General features: G+C 36.5%; 15 protein-coding genes. 3 read left to right on the top strand and 12 right to left on the bottom strand.

Annotated features, from left to right (window positions below):
- Nucleotides 1–35: 35 nt before the first annotated feature.
- The 3 genes from CCK98_RS11755 to CCK98_RS11745 form a co-directional block, all read right to left on the bottom strand.
- On the bottom strand, nucleotides 36–560 hold the full coding sequence (locus CCK98_RS11755) for an FAD synthetase family protein (protein ID WP_088086752.1): 525 nt from the start codon (nucleotides 558–560) through the stop codon (nucleotides 36–38).
- Between the two features lie 32 nt (nucleotides 561–592).
- Complete coding sequence (locus CCK98_RS11750; protein WP_088086751.1) at nucleotides 593–2071, bottom strand: 4-hydroxyphenylacetate 3-hydroxylase family protein; 1479 nt, start codon at nucleotides 2069–2071, stop codon at nucleotides 593–595.
- A gap of 173 nt (nucleotides 2072–2244) precedes the next feature.
- Nucleotides 2245–3558, bottom strand: coding sequence for an aromatic acid/H+ symport family MFS transporter (locus tag CCK98_RS11745; RefSeq protein ID WP_256942546.1), 1314 nt, complete (start codon nucleotides 3556–3558; stop codon nucleotides 2245–2247).
- A 364-nt stretch (nucleotides 3559–3922) separates the two neighbouring features.
- On the opposite strand from CCK98_RS11745, the gene CCK98_RS11740 reads away from it, so the two are divergent.
- On the top strand, nucleotides 3923–4558 hold the full coding sequence (locus CCK98_RS11740; RefSeq protein WP_088086749.1) for a Crp/Fnr family transcriptional regulator: 636 nt from the start codon (nucleotides 3923–3925) through the stop codon (nucleotides 4556–4558).
- The gene (locus tag CCK98_RS11735; RefSeq protein ID WP_088086748.1) at nucleotides 4555–5211 is read left to right on the top strand and encodes a Crp/Fnr family transcriptional regulator; all 657 of its coding nucleotides are present in this window, start codon (nucleotides 4555–4557) and stop codon (nucleotides 5209–5211) included. Before CCK98_RS11740 ends, CCK98_RS11735 begins: the two co-directional genes overlap by 4 nt.
- Nucleotides 5212–5269: 58 nt before the next feature.
- On the opposite strand, the gene CCK98_RS11730 is transcribed toward CCK98_RS11735, so the two are convergent.
- The 9 genes from CCK98_RS11730 to CCK98_RS11695 form a co-directional block, all read right to left on the bottom strand.
- Nucleotides 5270–6193 (bottom strand): AEC family transporter, encoded by a 924-nt coding sequence (locus CCK98_RS11730; RefSeq protein ID WP_088086747.1) that lies wholly within the window; start codon nucleotides 6191–6193, stop codon nucleotides 5270–5272.
- A gap of 146 nt (nucleotides 6194–6339) precedes the next feature.
- Nucleotides 6340–6489 (bottom strand): hypothetical protein, encoded by a 150-nt coding sequence (locus CCK98_RS35265; RefSeq protein WP_179195770.1) that lies wholly within the window; start codon nucleotides 6487–6489, stop codon nucleotides 6340–6342.
- 59 nt (nucleotides 6490–6548) lie between these two features.
- On the bottom strand, nucleotides 6549–7841 hold the full coding sequence (locus CCK98_RS11725; RefSeq protein WP_088086746.1) for a CitMHS family transporter: 1293 nt from the start codon (nucleotides 7839–7841) through the stop codon (nucleotides 6549–6551).
- A 191-nt stretch (nucleotides 7842–8032) separates the two neighbouring features.
- Complete coding sequence (locus CCK98_RS11720) at nucleotides 8033–8716, bottom strand: response regulator (protein WP_088086745.1); 684 nt, start codon at nucleotides 8714–8716, stop codon at nucleotides 8033–8035.
- Nucleotides 8709–10316, bottom strand: coding sequence for a sensor histidine kinase (locus tag CCK98_RS11715; protein WP_088086744.1), 1608 nt, complete (start codon nucleotides 10314–10316; stop codon nucleotides 8709–8711). The genes CCK98_RS11720 and CCK98_RS11715 overlap by 8 nt, the downstream gene beginning before the upstream one ends.
- 146 nt (nucleotides 10317–10462) lie before the next feature.
- Entirely contained in the window at nucleotides 10463–10852 is a 390-nt protein-coding gene (locus CCK98_RS11710) for an iron chaperone (RefSeq protein WP_088086743.1), read from the bottom strand.
- A 23-nt stretch (nucleotides 10853–10875) separates the two neighbouring features.
- The gene (locus tag CCK98_RS11705) at nucleotides 10876–11673 is read right to left on the bottom strand and encodes a rhamnogalacturonan acetylesterase (protein ID WP_256942323.1); all 798 of its coding nucleotides are present in this window, start codon (nucleotides 11671–11673) and stop codon (nucleotides 10876–10878) included.
- A 220-nt stretch (nucleotides 11674–11893) separates the two neighbouring features.
- Complete coding sequence (locus CCK98_RS11700) at nucleotides 11894–12691, bottom strand: hypothetical protein (protein ID WP_088086742.1); 798 nt, start codon at nucleotides 12689–12691, stop codon at nucleotides 11894–11896.
- 237 nt (nucleotides 12692–12928) lie between these two features.
- Nucleotides 12929–13933: an asparaginase gene (locus CCK98_RS11695; protein ID WP_088086741.1), complete on the bottom strand. Its 1005-nt coding sequence runs from the start codon at nucleotides 13931–13933 to the stop codon at nucleotides 12929–12931.
- Nucleotides 13934–14112: 179 nt separating this feature from the next.
- On the opposite strand from CCK98_RS11695, the gene CCK98_RS11690 reads away from it, so the two are divergent.
- Nucleotides 14113–14454 (top strand): helix-turn-helix domain-containing protein, encoded by a 342-nt coding sequence (locus CCK98_RS11690; protein WP_088086740.1) that lies wholly within the window; start codon nucleotides 14113–14115, stop codon nucleotides 14452–14454.
- Nucleotides 14455–14460 lie beyond the last annotated feature (6 nt).

Here is a 14460-nt window from a genome sequence, read left to right as displayed (position 1 = left end):
TAGTTATCACATAAACTAATTAACTTTATTCCAGTTTACATTCCAAGTAACGAATAGGACTGCTGGAAATCTCCCTCTGCAATTAACTGGCGGATTCTTGTCGATGAAATAAGTTTTCCGCCCGTACAATAAACAGGGGGGGTGATATTGATATGAAAATACTTTTCTAAAAGATTTACATCCCCTGCTCTGTTTTTTCCAAAATGAAAATCAGAACCAACTGAAATCTCTACCGGGTTAAGCTTAGATAATTCACAAATAAAATCTTCAGATGGACGGGTTGCATACCATTCATCAAAGCTGGCAACGATTATATAATCCACACCTAACTTCGCTATCCTGCTGACCTTTTCCTGAATTGGTGTCAAAATTTGAACGCCCTTAAAAAAATTTCGAGGAGGCGGGTCGAAAGTATATACAACGCTAGGAACCTGAGAGACCCGACTCTTTTCCACAGCTTGCTTAATCACGGCTTGATGTCCTTTATGAACACCATCAAATGCACCAATGGCAATCACAGAACCAGATAATGTCAAAACTCCATCTTTTAGCGTTTGCATCCTTCACACCTCCTCTTACTATCGATTAACTTTTATAAGCTAGTAACCTCATTTTTTCGATTAAATATTTTCATTGCTTCATCAGCCAGCTCAAAGGAATTCTGCTTTTTGTGGTTGTTATAGAAAATCGCTCTTTTACGAATTGGATCGCCAGTATAATAGCGTTCGTATTGAAGAACTCTTTGTCCAAATGCCTCACCGCATAAATCCCATGCTAGCTTAAAGAGATGAACGCGTTCTTCCGCTGAAACGCCCTCTCTTCCAAGATAATACTTCTCTAAATCCTCTCTTAATTCAGGATTCTCGAAATCGGCATCTGTAGGAGACATTAATAGTCCACCTGCACCAATGATTTGCATAACCTCAATCGCCCGTGGGTACATTTTTGGCAGCAATCCTCTAATGGTTTCTAGTGGTGCATAGGCTGGCATCGCTTCCCCAGTAGCAGTTACTTCATGTTCATACTCTGAAATTCTGAGTAATGCCCTAATCGATTCAACCGATTGGACTAATTCTCCTAAATCATTTTGTACATTTAGGTAGGCATCAACACCGATGGAGTCGGCGATTTTACAAGCCACTTCGGTTGCAAATTGTAGTTTGATTAACCCTCTTACACCAGACTGATGGGCTGGCTGCTGAGCGATTCCTGTTTTCGGATAGAGTAAATTTGCTGCTTCAACATTGTTATACAGGAATACACGATCCCAAGGTACTAAAACATCATTAAAGACTAAGACCGCATCCATTTCTTCGAATCTTGATGCTAATGGGTGGTCATAAACAGAACGCGTCCCATCCTGCATGGCTTCACGGCAGATAATGCGAAGACCTGGAGTATCAAGTGGTAGTGCAAACGCAAGTGCATAGCGCTCATCACCAGGCTTAAATCCAGGAAAAGAATAAACAATTACTTCGTCAGTAATCGGTGCAAGGGTAGCTAACATTTTCGCTCCTCTTACAATTAAGCCATCAGGTGTTTCTTTAACAGCACCTAGATGGGTAAACATATCCTGTTGTTCGTGTGATGATTTGCTGCGGTCATTTTGCGGATTAATAATTGCATGAGTTAAAAATAAATCATTATCGCGGATATGCTTATAATATGATCGAATGTTTTTTCCCCATTCAGGATTGTATTTGTCCAGGAACTCTGAATTGCTCGCCATGGATGTAACGACGACATTTAAGAAATCAGGTGTTCTTCCCATTAAACCAAAGGTCGCTTTGGCGAACTCTTCGAAAGTTCTTCTCCGTGCTTGTAAATCTTGATAGCTTTTTGGTACCAAGAATGCATTCGAGATCCTTTCTCCCGTTTCTTCACAAATATGAGTAATGTCCTCTTGATATTTGGAGTCATGCTGCATATCATAAAGCTTTGCAATTTGAAGAATTGGCTGATGAAAAACTGGCTCTTCAAAGATATTTTTTACTTTTTTTCCTGATAACCAAACTTCTGGATTTCGGGACTTTAATGCCTCGATATATTGTGCTCCTGTACGAATTCCCATAAAACATCCTCCTTTAATTTCATATTTTCATTATAAAATTGATTTTTTTGAGTCATTGTAGTCTGATTAACATTTTTTCTAAAAAAATAAAATTTTCATTTTATTAAAATAAATAAAGCAACTCACATCATTCTGAATTCAAATGATGTGAGCTGCTTTTCTTTTTATATATGCTAGATCTTCATATCCCCTTTTTTAGGGATAAACAAAATAGTGATTGATGCAAGGACTCCTGCTGCAGCAAAAAGATAAAAATTAATGGAAAAATCCAAATTTGAACTCATAAAATATCCAATAAGAATAGGTCCAGAAATCGCACCAATCCTACCAAATCCAAGCGCCCAGCCTAGTGCGGTGGCTCGATTTTCTGCTTCGAAATATTTGGAAATATAGGCATTGAGAATAAGTGTTGTTCCAATCGTCCCAAACCCTGCAACTCCCACTAAGCAATACACTAGTAACATCGATGATTTAATACTAAGTAGGGCAATTGAGACTCCTGCTAAGAAATAGGAAATACTGATGATCTTTTTGGATCCCCAGCGGTCAGCTGCAGTTCCGGCTATTAAGGCACCAATTGCTGCTGATAGATTGAGCATGAGTAAAAATCCTAAGCTTGGTCCGAGTGGATATCCAGCCTCTCTCATCATTTTCGGAAGCCATGTACTCAAACCATAAATCATAAGCAGACCCAAAAAGAAGGTGACCCAAAAAAACATTGTTGCCCGAATATTCTTTCGTTCAAAGAGACTTGCGATTGCTGCAAATTTGTTCGTTGATTCTTTATTTTCAACCTTTGGATTACTTTGGATAAAATCATTGGGAAGATGATATTTTTGGGCGATACTTTTAGCTTCAGCAAACTTTTTCTTTGCCATAAGGAAACTAATCGACTCAGGTAGAAATTTTATAAGAAAAGGAATCACTAAAAGTGGTGTGACACCAATCCAAAACATTAATCTCCATCCATAATCCTCTAAAAGAAACATTGAAAATAATGCACCAAGGACTCCTCCAATTGGATAACCAGTATACATAATGGCATAAAGTTTTGATCGATGTTGTACTGGAGAATACTCGATTGTTAAAGCGGACGCTGTAGGTATTACTCCCCCTAGTCCAAGACCACCTAATAAACGAAACAATCCAAACATTTCAGGAGAAGTAGATAATGCCACAAGACACATCGATATCGAAAATACAGCTATACAAAAGATCAATGTCAATTTTCGGCCAATCATATCGGTAATTGTCCCTACACAAATGGCACCGATCAGCATTCCCATTAAAGCATAGCTTCCGATCGCTCCTGCCTGTGCAGGAGTCATACTCCAGTCTTTGTATTCCATTAATGATGGTAAAACAGCCCCATAAATCCCCAAATCATAACCATCTGCTAACATCGCAAACCAGCACAACACAACAACAAGTAATGTTGCTTTCGGCATACTCTTTAATGAAAGATTAGTAGTATTTTGCTCAATCATTCTCTTTTTCGATAAATCTTGAGCTGCTACTGATTGTACTTCCTGGTTCATCCAATCATCCCCTTTTAGAATTTGCTCCAATAGTCACTATTGTTATTTCTTTACGTGTACAATCTCTGCCCCTCCTTTCTTTTGGCTGAATATTTCGAATTCATGACCCAATATTGATTTTATATCCTGAATCTTTTACACTGTTGTTAAGTTGTTAACATAAATAACCTATTTTTACGTTGAAATGTAAGCGTTGCCAAAAAATTACCTCTAGAGTCACCAATTAAGAACAAAGCATTTTGATTAATTTACATATTTCCTAGATTTACAGTTTTATTGTTTTTTTCATCCATTTCACTTAGGAGTTGATTAGTTGGCAATCTTGTTTGACAGTGATATTAATTGGGAATCATGTTTGCAGTTTGGTACTAGACAATTCTTCAAGGAGAAATCATCTATTTACCAGCAAGGGACGCTCGGGGATGGATTTTATTATATCCAAAAGGGATTAATTAAAGTAACGACTACCACTTCGATTGGAAAAGATCGAATGTTAAACATCGCTATTCCAGGGCAGCTATTAGGAGTTCAAGCGATGGACCGACAGCCACATTTTACTACCGCTACGGCAGTAAATGACTCTATTCTCTATTTTTTCTCATGTGAAAATTTTCAAAAATTAATTAAAGCCCAACCTTCTATCCTTAACATTTTTATCAAAACCGTTATTCATAAAATGCACATATTAGCTGATAAAATTTATTTGGACTCTCTCACACCAGAACAGCAACTGTCGGTGATACTACTAAATATTTGTTACGAATTTAAAAATTATGAAGTTCCTCTCACACAACAAGACCTTACAAAATGCACAGGCTTAACGAGAATCACCTTATATAAGATTATAAAACAATGGAAAGCTGAAGAAATTATTGAGATTCGTGGTAAGAAGTTTTTAATAAAGAAACCTGATGAATTAAAAAAGCTTCTTGGTAAGGTGAAAATATGAAAAATCTTCGATATTCGTGGAGCCCATTTTTAAAATATGGAAAAAAACTAGAGATTGAGGAAAATTCAGTTGTATACCATCAGGGAAGTGAAGGCAAGGGTTTTTTCTACTTATCTAAGGGTGGGATAAAGATAACCCTTCTCTCACAAGAAGGTGTGGAACGGACGGTGAATTATGTACCAGAAGGAATGCTATTTGGGGAGCACGGTGTGAAAAATGAACCCTATTTAACCTCAGCCACCTCGAGTAGTTCATCTGAGATCTATTTTTTTTCTGATGAGGCTTTATTCATGATTTGTGAGGAACAACCTGAGGCAGCGTGTATTTTCACCAACTCACTAATCTATAAATTTAGGATTCTTGCAGAAATTATTTCCTTTCTTAATTCGCCTATTGAGCAGCAAATGGCCCACTTCCTTTTAAAGTTAGTAAGCGAAAATGGTAATTTTTCAATCGACCAATCTTCTTTTGCCCGTTACATAGGGACCTCTAGGATTACGGTAAATAAAATACTGAATAAATGGAAAAGCCAACAATGGATCCAAATATCAACCCGTACAATTGACATCTTAGATATTTATCAATTAAAAGCAATCCGAGACTCTGGTGCAATCGACATTTCGAACTTGGATGTATTAATGTTATCTCTATAGATGAAAGAAGCAGGCGCCATAAAGGTTTCCTGCTTCTGTTCCACTAATCTACACAGTATTAAAATAAAATAGTCGACAAATATACAACCGTAGTCACAGTAATCATGCTTAGTAATGTAGACAATAAGACCACTTGTGCTGCATATTCTGGGTGATTTCCGTATTCTAAAGCGAAAAGAGCACTGTTTCTTGAAGTTGGGAACGAGCTTGCTATAAATAAAGCCTGTGCCGTCGTTCCATCCAATTTTAAAAGTAATATAATGATCATCGCGATGGAGGGAGAAAGTATTAAACGGCCAAAGAGACTTAGAATAAGTGAGATGGAGAATCGATTTATTTTTAAAAAAGCACTTTGTGCACCGAGCGTAACCAGTGCCACAGCCACAAAGGCATTTGAAATATTTTCAATCGGAGTCCACAAGTATTTTGGTATTTTGATAGAAAGTGAATTAAAAACCAAGCCTAACAAAAAGGCATAAACAACTGGATTTTTCATAAATACTTTCATTGCTAGTAAACCTTTGTAATTTACTCTTATTGAATTAAACAACCCATATGTATTGGTAAGAAGATTTTGATAAATCATAACCACCACTTGGATGGATAAACCAAGTGGATTATGCTGAAATACAAGTTGACTTACAGGTAACCCAAAATTCCCAGAATTGTTTAGTATCACACTGTTTTTGAAGGTCGAAGATAGTCTATTATCAAATTTGGCTAATCGAGATATGATGGTACTGAAGAAAATAAGACAAAGACTTTGGATTACTAAAAAAGTAAGAATATTTAAGACTGTTTCTCCCTCCATTTTAGTCTGATAAATGTTGACAAAACTTACAGCAGGCATGAGCAAATAGTTATTTAATTTTGATAATGTATTCATATCAAATGTAATTTTTCGATGTAAAAACGCACCAATTCCAATAAGACAAAAAACAGGTAAAATGACATTTAATATGATAAGAAGTAAAACACTCAAAAATTTCCCTCCAATTAAAACCTAATGCAGCGGGACTGCTATACTGCAGCATATTGATACATAAGAAACCTCCTTGCTTAGTTGGAGTTTCCCACAAAGCAAAGAGGTTACACAGTTTGTTTAATAGTACCTATATACTTGAAAGTTTAAGATATTTTAGTATCGTTATAATAAATAACCTCTGAGAGAATCTTACAACCTTTTACTTTATTAAAAGCTTCTAAAGCTTCTTTTTCTGTATTATATTCAAACAACGCAGGGATTTTTCCTTCTGAATAGACAGTGAGTATCCACATAATCATTCATCTCCAGTCAAATTATTAAATGATTTTCATGAGAATTCAGCAAATTTTAATTAAAAGGGAAAAATGGACAAAATTATAGCAACAAAAATCATAGCCGCTGTGGATCCACAGGCCCATTTTAAGAATGCTCTCTGCAGGTCTCCGAAATCTTCTCCAACCATACCGACTAATAAGTAAGTCGAAGGTACGAGTGGACTTAATAAATGTACAGGCATCCCCATGAGTGACGCTCGTCCAATTGCAGCCGGATCAATTCCATATACACTTCCTGCCTTGGCAAGTAATGGCAAAACTCCGTAGTAAAATGCATCGTTGGACATAAAAAATGTTAAAGGTGCACTGATAATCGCAGTAATCATAGCAAAATGGGAGCCCAAAGCATCTGGAATATGAGAGATCATCGTAGTTGCCATTGCATCAACCATTTTCGTTCCAGAAAGAATACCTGTAAAAATACCTGCAGCAAAAACCATTGACACAACTGATAGTGCATTATCAGCATAGTGCATAATCCGTTCTTTTTGTTCATTTAGATTTGGATAATTGATGGTGATCGCAATTGCAAATCCAATCATAAATAATACCGTTGTAGGCAGCATTTCTTGGATTAGTGCAACTAAAAGCAGAATAGTTAGCAGATAGTTTACAAGAATTAATTTGGGACGTTTAAGGAAAGCAGCCTCAGATGTAGCTGCCATCAAAGACAATGTGCTATAATCAATTTCCATAACACCTATCCGTTTACGCTCTTTTCTACCAAGACAGTAGGCCATAAATAATACAAACAACACTCCCCCCACCATACTAGGAATTACGGGAGTAAAAATATCTCCCATCTCTAGATGTAATGCTGTCATTGCTCTAGCTGTTGGTCCTCCCCAAGGAAGAAGGTTCATAACACCTGAAGATGATACAGCGATTCCTGCAAGTACCAATGGTTTCATGCCAATACGTTTATACAAAGGAAGCATGGCAGAAATGGTGATCATATATGTAGTTGTTCCGTCACCATCAAGGGAGATTATTAACGCAAGAACTGCTGTTCCAATCGCTATTTTTACGGGATCCCCTTTAACTACCTTCAAAATCGTTGAAATGATAGGATCAAAAACCCCTGCATCTATCATGATTCCAAAGAAGAGAATCGCAAATAGAATCATGATTCCTGTTGGTGCCACGCTTTTTATACCTTCAAGCGCCATTGGTCCCATTTCTTTTCCGAATCCGCCTATCAATGCAAATACAGCAGGTATCACCATTAGAGCAATCATTGCGGATAAGCGTTTTGTCATAATTAATACCATAAAAATAATAATCATTAAAAATCCTAAAGTTGCCAGCATCTCTTCCACCCCTTTTGTTAGTAAATTAATAATAATCTAAATATTCTAAGGTGAAAACGTTTCCAAAATAAAGTTATTATCGTACATTAATCTATATTTTGTTCATATTGTTCACGGTAGAATCCTATCTGACTACTGGAGTTTCCTTAAATGGTTTGTACATAAAAAAAGGATGCCTTTAGGCACCCTTACTAAACAGGATAATATTTTCTTTCCGGCCTCCCGACAATACCATAAACCACTTCCGCTTTTGCTTCCTTAATGGAGGATAGATATTCTAAATATCGACGTGCAGTAATTCGGGATGCTCCAATTTCCTTTCCCACTTCTTCAGCTGAAAGGCCTTGGTTATTAATCAGAAGCGCATTTTTCACCTTTCCAAGTGTGATTTCATCAATTCCTTTAGGTAATCCCGTGCCCCTTCCCACCTTTTCAATCTTTTTATTTCCGAACAGGAGGTCTACATAATTCTGGTCTACATCTTGTTGGGAAGTTAGGAGGGAGTGCTTTTTTATATATTCTAAAATGACTTCGTCAAATCTTTCTCTATTTACAGGTTTAATCAAATAATTTTCTACTCCGTAGCTTAATGCTTTTTCTAGAAAAACTTTATCTGTCGCTGCTGTGATCATAATAATACTAACCCTTGGAAAACGATCTCGGATAATTGGAAGGAGATCGGATCCCAGCATATCAGGCATATACACATCCAGAATCAATAAATCAGGGGTTTTATCCATTAGAATTTGAAGTGTCTGATCACCATTCAATGATTTACCAACAACATCTATTTCATTAAACTTTGTTAAAAATTTTTCATGTATATCGGCAACTCGAAAATCATCTTCAGCAATGGCTACTTTTATCCTACTCAAGTGTTTGTCTCCTCTCGTATTCCTTTGGAAGGTAAACTGTAAAGACAGTCCCACTTTCCGGGGTACTTTGCACCTCAATCATCCCATTCATTTCTAACACTGCCTCCTCAGCATTCGATAGGCCAAATCCCCTTGGCTCATCTCCTTTTTTAGAAGTATAGCCCCTGTCAAATAGAAGCGGAATTTCTTTTTCAGTAAGTCCCTTCCCATTATCAGCAATCTCAAAAATGATATCGCTGCCTATATCAGTAACGAAAAATTTCACTGTCGGAGAATCGAAACCATAGACAGCTTCGAAGGCATTGTCTATTAAGTTTCCAAGAATCACTATTAGATTGGATAGCTTAAAATGGGATGGAAGTGCCTCTAATTGACTGTCCGATACAACCTCAAACTTTACTTTCTTTTCTGAGGCTTTTCCCAGTTTCCCTAAAAGGATGGCCTGTACTTTTGTATCTTTAATATGGTTAAAAACAATAGAATTCTGAAATTGCAATACCTGTGTTTCCGTTTGAATCATATCTATAGCTTGTTCATATTCCCCGAGCTGTAACAGGCCTGATAAGACATATAATTTATTTGTAAACTCATGTGTTTGTGCACGAAGATCTTCCGAATATCTTTTTACTTCCGATATGGTGTTGACCATTTGCTCTATTTCTGTTTTATCACGAAAAGAAGCAACCACTCTACTTACCCCATTCTCATCAAAGAGTGGCGTACAATTGACGATAACTGTTTTATCTTTCCAGACCATTTCTTTATCTGCTTGTGGATTTCCAGACTTTAAAACTTCATATAAATAGTCAGAAGGAAACAGCCCATCTACTTTTAAATTACGGACTGTGCCATTAATATGTAAAAGTCTCTTTGCAGGTTGGTTCATCATCGTGATAAATCCATGTTTATCTATGGCTAATATCCCTTCTTTCACTCCATGAAGCACTGCATTTTTTTCTTTATATAATGCAGCAATTTCATAGGGTTCGAGACCCATCGTGTCTTTGCGGATATTCCGCCCGAGCAGAATACTGCCTAAAAGAGAAATCAAAAGCGCGAACAGGGAAACAAGAAGTACCTTGGTAACATTATTCATAATTTGTTGATGGACATCTTCAAGAAGAAATCCAACCGAAACGATTCCAATCACTTCTCCCTCTTTATTCATAATAGGAGATTTTCCTCTTATAGATGGCCCGAGTGAACCCTTTGCCTTGGATACATAATATTCTCCATTTTTAAGTGCTCTTTGGTTATCTCCCCCCTTCATCTTCTTCCCAATCAAAGATGTTTGAGGATGCGAATATCTTGTACCCTCTTTGTTTCCTATGACAACAAATTCTGCACCAGTTTCTTTGCGAATCTTTTCAGCTAGCGGTTGAATGGTTTTAGAAGGATCACTTGTTTGAAACGCAGCGATAATGTTCGGTATGAATGATACCGTTTTTGAAATTTCCAATGCCAACCTGCCCTTGTTTTCCTCTATTTCTTTACTTTCCATATAGCTGAAAAATGTTGTCAGCAGCAGGATCAACAATAATCCCAGTAATAGAACCAGCCCAAATATTTTTGTATGTAGGGATATTTTTTTATTTTTCAGGCAGCATACCTCCTGTTAAACTCAATGGGATAAATACAAGACCATTATATCTTTTATATTAGAAGATTTCTTTATGGAAGCCCTGCCATTTAAAAAAAAAGAAACTATCACACGATAGTTTCAGAAATATTATTATGTTAAGGTTTTTATTTCTTCTTTTTCAGGTTGTCCTCAGCTCGCTTCATATTTTCTGCAACTCTAAATTTGACAATCTCGCTTATTAATATATAAGGAAGCGGCTTTTCTATCGGAAATTGCACTGAACCTTTAGCACCTTTGTATTGCGATAATTCATCCTTAAATGCAGCAATTCCACTCGAAGTTGGGTAAAAACCGATATGATTTTTATACGCTGCGAAATGCACCAGATTTCCACGTAAAGCAAACGTAGGCATTTGATAACTAATCTTTTCTTCTGCATCCGGGGCCGATTCTTTTATTACTTTTCTTAACGTATTAAGTTTTTCCTGAACATCCGGGGGAAATTGTTGGATGTATTCATCAATTGAATTAAAAGTTAATTTGTTTCCTTCCATGATATCTCCTTAATGTTTCTTTCTTATTTTAAAATGTGATTACGAAGCGGCACTAGCATAGATTCCTCTATGCCTTCAAGTACAAGACTGGCAGTCTTCTCAGCACCAGCCTCCTGAAAATGAGTGTTATCATGAACACCATTCGGATAATTCTTGTTCTCTTCAGCATCCAGCCAGAGGAAAACATCCTTTGTTCTTTCTGGTCCAAGCTCTTGGAACAATGCCTTGCTTTTGGCAGTAAGGTCAATGACAGGTACATTTTCTTCCATTCCAAGCTCCTTCATGGCAATAGGATACTCCCCGTGTGTATCACGCGCTCTTCCTTCTTCAGAAAAACTCCGGCGTTCAACAGGTGTCACTAGAACAGGAATGGCTTGTTTAGCGCGGGCACCGTCAATATATTGTTTTAAATAGCTTTTATAGGTAGAATAGGGCTCCGTATAACGGGTTGGATCCTCTTTTTTTTCATCATTATGACCAAATTGAATAAACAGGTAATCACCCTTCTCAATCTGATCTAAGATTGATTTGAGTCTCCCTTCATCAATAAAACTTTTTGAACTCCTGCCAGATGAGGCCTCATTTTTTACGACAATCTTATCATCGAAATACCGATTTAAGACCTGTCCCCAGCCTGCCCTGGGTGCTAACGAGCAGGAATAGTCAGAAACGGTTGAATCTCCGGCCAGATAAACGGTTATTCGGTTTTTGTGGTTTTTTTCGTTTTTTGCAGCTGTACCAAAATAATTTCCAAAAATCAAGGTGAGAACTAATAGGAACAAGGATACCCGTAGCATTTTTCCCTTAAGCTTTCGCCGCATGATGTTCCTCCTAGATGCTATTTACTTTAGAGTTTAATAATATTAGTTAGAATTTACTTTATGAGAAAAAAGTCCTCTTATCATTCTTCCTTCTTTATTAATTATTATTTAATTTTTCTTCTTTATAATACTTTTAGCAAGGACAAAAAAAGTCGCCAATAGGGTAATTGACGACAAAAGATATGAAAAAAAGATCGGTAAGGGGTTAAATCCTTCGAGTCTATTTCAATTTGATACTATTTCTAAAATAATCATAATCGGTTTTAATGAAATGAAAGGCTGTTGCATTACCGCCGTGATCTGGGTGAGTTATTTTTAATAATTGTTTATATCTGGTTAAAACTTCTTTATCGCTCGCCATTTTTGAAAGACCTAATTTTTGCCGATAATCATTCGTGTTAGGTGAAGAAGGGGGAACGTCATGTGTCTTATCAGTATCTCTTTTGTTTCCTTTAAAAAGTTCTTCTTTAAATTTTAACAATTCATTAGTTAAATCAATATTTTCTTTAAGTAATTTCTTGGTTTCCTTTTGTAATTCACTTTTCTCATTCTTTAGGTTGGCAATTTCTTTATGTAAAATATCTCTTTGCTTAATTAAATTGGTTATGGACGTCTTATGTAGATGTTCAATTCCTTTTATATGTTCATCCTGTGCTTTTATTCTTATTTTCAATTGGTGGACGACCTTATCCTGATCTGACGGATTAATAATTAATCCCTTTGAATCTGTTTCATTTTGCTGGTTTTTTGTTTTATGATTTCCAGTCCCCACGGTTTGAATCTTACCTTCACGCAGCAAGCGACGAACAATTTGAAATGCGATGCTATCTGTTACACCTGCATCCTTTAACATGTTAAAAACTTGATCTGTATTATCAATTATGTATCCTCTATCCCGTTGTCCTGTTCCCTCGTAGTTAATCTTTCTTTCACGGAGCCACCGTCTAACCGTTTGAATACTAGTATCTTCTGTGACGCCTGCTTCCATTAACAAATCAAAAGCTTGATCCGTGTTCACGATCTTCCTTCTTTCCTTGCATTTATTATTTATACTATAGGAGTAAATATATAAAGTGAATGGATAAAAAAGACTATAATAGAAGTCCTCTAGAGAATTGAATTTGAGTGAGCAAGGACGCTTTCAGTACCAATTTCCTAGTTGAATTTTGGAGATGTTTATTCTAATAAAGGAAGTAATTGATCCATACAAACAGCCATTCGTAGCAACGAGACCGTTTAAATAATTAAACGGTCTTCATTCTACTTTTTCGTTATCAGTTGTTAAATCCCAGGAAATGGGGGTTTCGATGATCTTCTTTACTTCTTTACAATCATTTGTTTTTCCAAGTGCCCACATAAGCTTAGAAACAATAGCTTCGGTGTTCATATCACCTGATAGTGTGACATTATATTGTGCTGCCTTCCTTCCAACCTCATAGAGATAAAGGTCTTCCCCTTCCTCTAAGCATTGAGTAGTAATGATAACGGTTATACCAGCTTCAGTTAATTCTTTAATCTTAGGTAATAAGTTACGGTCCTCAAATGGCAGTCCCCCATTACCAAAACTTTCAATAATGACGCCTCGATAGCAAGCTTTCACAAAGTCAAATACTTCAGGCTTTGTTCCTGGAAACAATTTCAAAACAAATACATCAGGAGAAATACGTGTATCTACACTTAATTCTTGATGCATCTTCTCCGGTTTGAAATAGTATTTAACAATGTCCCCAGTTATATAAGCAACATAAGGATGGTTAATACTTTCAAAAGCGTCATAACTTTTCGTTCTAATTTTGACTGCACGGGTTCCAATTATAACTCGTCCATCAAAGACAACAAAAACCCCACCAATATCTTCACAAGCAAATCGAATCGAATCCGCAACATTTTTTACGGCATCAGTTCGACTAAAGCTAATTGGAACTTGGGATCCAGTTACAACAACCGGTTTTTGTAACCCTTGCAGCATATAGGATAAAGCTGAGGAAGTATAAGCTAGTGAATCAGTACCATGAGTAATGACAAATCCATCATACATAGTGTAATTATCGGCAATTGCATTTGCCATCATTACCCAATGTTCTGGTTGCATATTTGTACTATCTCTATTCATAAGAATTTTGCACGTTACCTCTATTGATTCAGATACATTCAGACAATATCGGAGTAATTCATCAGGAGACATTCCAGGAACTAGACCTTCATTGCCCTCCACCGATGCGATTGTTCCCCCTGTTGCAAGTAATAATATTTTTTTCATCCTTTCCCCCCCTTTTACTTTATATCTAAACGTACGCGTTTTGCGAATGAATATAACTGATTATAAAGCTATTAATGTATTAAAATCAATCATTGTTTTCATATCGCGTATATATTTCTTTTTAAACGATTTTTTCTATGATATAATCAAGCAAAAAAACATGGGGGAAGGGAACGAGAGTGTTAAAACGATTAGTAGACCTTAGAAAACATAAAAAGTGGTCAATGCAGGAAACAGCCGATCAGCTGGGCATTGCCAAAAGTACCTATGCAGGCTATGAATCCGGGTATAGAGAGCCTTCTTTACATGCTTTATCTCTTATGGCCGAATTATTTGATACAACAGTTGATTTTCTCTTAAATCGAGTTGACGAAGAAAAAATAAAGTTTGAATTAAACTGCGTATTACAGTCGGGTAACAGTTCAATTTATCTCGATGGTACTCCATTAACTGAAGAAGAACTTTGTGATTTTATTGCCTTTACCAGGACAAAACGTCAAGTAAAACAAACAATGGTTTAAACATCT

The sequence above is a fragment of the Bacillus sp. OV166 genome, assembly GCF_900177675.1.
Taxonomy (GTDB): Bacteria; Bacillota; Bacilli; order Bacillales; family Cytobacillaceae; genus Neobacillus.
The sequence above is the reverse complement of the archived record's forward strand: the minus strand, read 5'-3'. Positions and strand labels throughout refer to the sequence as shown.

Excerpts from the sequence above, each read along its gene's own strand:
- CCK98_RS11755 (WP_088086752.1), bottom strand. The coding sequence starts at position 560 with ATGCAAACGCTAAAAGATGGAGTTTTGACATTATCTGGTTCTGTGATT.
- CCK98_RS11750 (WP_088086751.1), bottom strand. The coding sequence starts at position 2,071 with ATGGGAATTCGTACAGGAGCACAATATATCGAGGCATTAAAGTCCCGA.
- CCK98_RS11745 (WP_256942546.1), bottom strand. The coding sequence starts at position 3,558 with ATGATTGAGCAAAATACTACTAATCTTTCATTAAAGAGTATGCCGAAA.
- CCK98_RS11735 (WP_088086748.1), top strand. The coding sequence starts at position 4,555 with ATGAAAAATCTTCGATATTCGTGGAGCCCATTTTTAAAATATGGAAAA.
- CCK98_RS35265 (WP_179195770.1), bottom strand. The coding sequence starts at position 6,489 with ATGTGGATACTCACTGTCTATTCAGAAGGAAAAATCCCTGCGTTGTTT.
- CCK98_RS11725 (WP_088086746.1), bottom strand. The coding sequence starts at position 7,841 with ATGCTGGCAACTTTAGGATTTTTAATGATTATTATTTTTATGGTATTA.
- CCK98_RS11710 (WP_088086743.1), bottom strand. The coding sequence starts at position 10,852 with ATGGAAGGAAACAAATTAACTTTTAATTCAATTGATGAATACATCCAA.
- CCK98_RS11705 (WP_256942323.1), bottom strand. The coding sequence starts at position 11,673 with ATGCGGCGAAAGCTTAAGGGAAAAATGCTACGGGTATCCTTGTTCCTA.
- CCK98_RS11695 (WP_088086741.1), bottom strand. The coding sequence starts at position 13,933 with ATGAAAAAAATATTATTACTTGCAACAGGGGGAACAATCGCATCGGTG.